Here is a 2,890-nt window from a genome sequence, read left to right as displayed (position 1 = left end):
GAAGGACGGGACGAACACCGATATGCCTCGGGGAGCTGTAAGTAAGCATTGATCCGGGGATTTCCGAATGGGGGAACCCACCATCCGTAATGGGATGGTATCCATATCTGAATACATAGGGTATGAGAAGGCAGACCCGGGGAACTGAAACATCTAAGTACCCGGAGGAAGAGAAAGCAAATGCGATTTCCTGAGTAGCGGCGAGCGAAACGGAATCAGCCCAAACCAGAGAGCTTGCTCTCTGGGGTTGTAGGACACTCTATACGGAGTTACAAAGGAACGAAGTAGGTGAAGTGGTCTGGAAAGGCCAGCCGAAGAAGGTAACAGCCCTGTAGCTGAAACTTCGTTCCCTCCTGAGTGGATCCTGAGTACGGCGGGACACGTGAAACCCCGTCGGAATCCGGGAGGACCATCTCCCAAGGCTAAATACTCCCTAGTGACCGATAGTGAACCAGTACCGTGAGGGAAAGGTGAAAAGCACCCCGGAAGGGGAGTGAAACAGATCCTGAAACCGTGTGCCTACAAGTAGTCGGAGCCCATTAACGGGTGACGGCGTGCCTTTTGTAGAATGAACCGGCGAGTTACGATCCCGTGCAAGGTTAAGTTGATAAGACGGAGCCGCAGCGAAAGCGAGTCTGAATAGGGCGACATAGTACGTGGTCGTAGACCCGAAACCGTGTGATCTACCCATGTCCAGGGTGAAGTTCAGGTAACACTGAATGGAGGCCCGAACCCACGCACGTTGAAAAGTGCGGGGATGAGGTGTGGGTAGGGGTGAAATGCCAATCGAACACGGAGATAGCTGGTTCTCCCCGAAATAGCTTTAGGGCTAGCCTCGCGGCAAGATTCCTGGAGGTAGAGCACTGATTGGACTAGGGGCCCCCACAGGGTTACCGAATTCAGTCAAACTCCGAATGCCAGAGAATTATCCGCGGGAGTCAGACTGCGAGTGATAAGATCCGTAGTCAAAAGGGAAACAGCCCAGACCATCAGCTAAGGTCCCAAAGTATACGTTAAGTGGCAAAGGATGTGGAGTTGCCCAGACAACCAGGATGTTGGCTTAGAAGCAGCCACCATTTAAAGAGTGCGTAATAGCTCACTGGTCGAGTGACTCTGCGCCGAAAATGTAACGGGGCTAAACGTATCACCGAAGCTATGGCTTGTACCGTATGGTACAGGGGTAGGGGAGCGTTCGAAGTGCAGCGAAGTCAGACCGGAAGGACTGGTGGAGCGCTTTGAAGTGAGAATGCCGGTATGAGTAGCGAAAGACAAGTGAGAATCTTGTCCATCGAAAGCCTAAGGTTTCCTGAGGAAGGCTCGTCCGCTCAGGGTTAGTCGGGGCCTAAGCCGAGGCTGAAAAGCGTAGGCGATGGATAACAGGTTGATATTCCTGTACCACCTCCTTTCCGTTTGAACAATGGGGGGACGCAGTAAGGTAGGGTGAGCGCACTGATGGAATAGTGCGTCTAAGCAGTTAGGCTGTTGGGTAGGCAAATCCGCCCAACGTGAAGGCTGAGCTGTGATGGCGAGGGAAATTTTAGTACCGAAGTCCCTGATCCTACACTGCCAAGAAAAGCCTCTAGTGAGGAAAGAGGTGCCCGTACCGCAAACCGACACAGGTAGGCGAGGAGAGAATCCTAAGATGATCGGGAGAACTCTCGTTAAGGAACTCGGCAAAATGACCCCGTAACTTCGGGAGAAGGGGTGCTCTGATAGGGTTTATCGCCCGAGAGAGCCGCAGTGAATAGATCCAAGCGACTGTTTAGCAAAAACACAGGTCTCTGCGAAACCGCAAGGTGAAGTATAGGGGCTGACACCTGCCCGGTGCTGGAAGGTTAAGAGGAGGGGTTATCCTTTGGGAGAAGCTCTGAATTGAAGCCCCAGTAAACGGCGGCCGTAACTATAACGGTCCTAAGGTAGCGAAATTCCTTGTCGGGTAAGTTCCGACCCGCACGAAAGGTGTAACGACTTGGATACTGTCTCAACGAGAGACCCGGTGAAATTATAGTACCTGTGAAGATGCAGGTTACCCGCGACAGGACGGAAAGACCCCATGGAGCTTTACTGCAACTTGATATTGGATTTTGGTACAGCTTGTACAGGATAGGTAGGAGCCTGAGAAGCCGGAGCGCCAGCTTCGGTGGAGGCGTCGGTGGGATACTACCCTGGCTGTATTGAAATTCTAACCTTGGACCGTAATCCGGTTCGGAGACAGTGTCAGGTGGGCAGTTTGACTGGGGCGGTCGCCTCCTAAACAGTAACGGAGGCGCCCAAAGGTTCCCTCAGAATGGTTGGAAATCATTCGCAGAGTGTAAAGGCACAAGGGAGCTTGACTGCGAGACCTACAAGTCGAGCAGGGACGAAAGTCGGGCTTAGTGATCCGGTGGTTCCGCATGGAAGGGCCATCGCTCAACGGATAAAAGCTACCCTGGGGATAACAGGCTTATCTCCCCCAAGAGTCCACATCGACGGGGAGGTTTGGCACCTCGATGTCGGCTCATCGCATCCTGGGGCTGAAGTAGGTCCCAAGGGTTGGGCTGTTCGCCCATTAAAGCGGTACGCGAGCTGGGTTCAGAACGTCGTGAGACAGTTCGGTCCCTATCCGTCGCGGGCGCAGGAAATTTGAGAGGAGCTGTCCTTAGTACGAGAGGACCGGGATGGACACACCGCTGGTGTACCAGTTGTTCCGCCAGGGGCATAGCTGGGTAGCTACGTGTGGACGGGATAAGTGCTGAAAGCATCTAAGCATGAAGCCCCCCTCAAGATGAGATTTCCCATCACGCAAGTGAGTAAGACCCCTTAGAGATGATGAGGTTGATAGGTCTGGTGTGGAAGCGTGGTGACACGTGGAGCTGACAGATACTAATCGGTCGAGGGCTTATCCTTAAAA

1 rRNA gene is annotated in these 2,890 nt (G+C 53.2%); it reads left to right on the top strand.

What is annotated here, in order from left to right:
• Positions 1–2,886 (top strand): 23S ribosomal RNA (locus ACOZ9X_RS21120); the annotation flags it as partial.
• Positions 2,887–2,890 lie beyond the last annotated feature (4 nt).

Origin of the sequence: Fictibacillus nanhaiensis, assembly GCF_049537595.1 — a bacterium.
Taxonomy (GTDB): Bacteria; Bacillota; Bacilli; order Bacillales; family Fictibacillaceae; genus Fictibacillus; species Fictibacillus nanhaiensis_F.
Note: the sequence above shows the minus strand (reverse complement) of the source record. Positions and strands in the feature narration are given on the sequence as shown.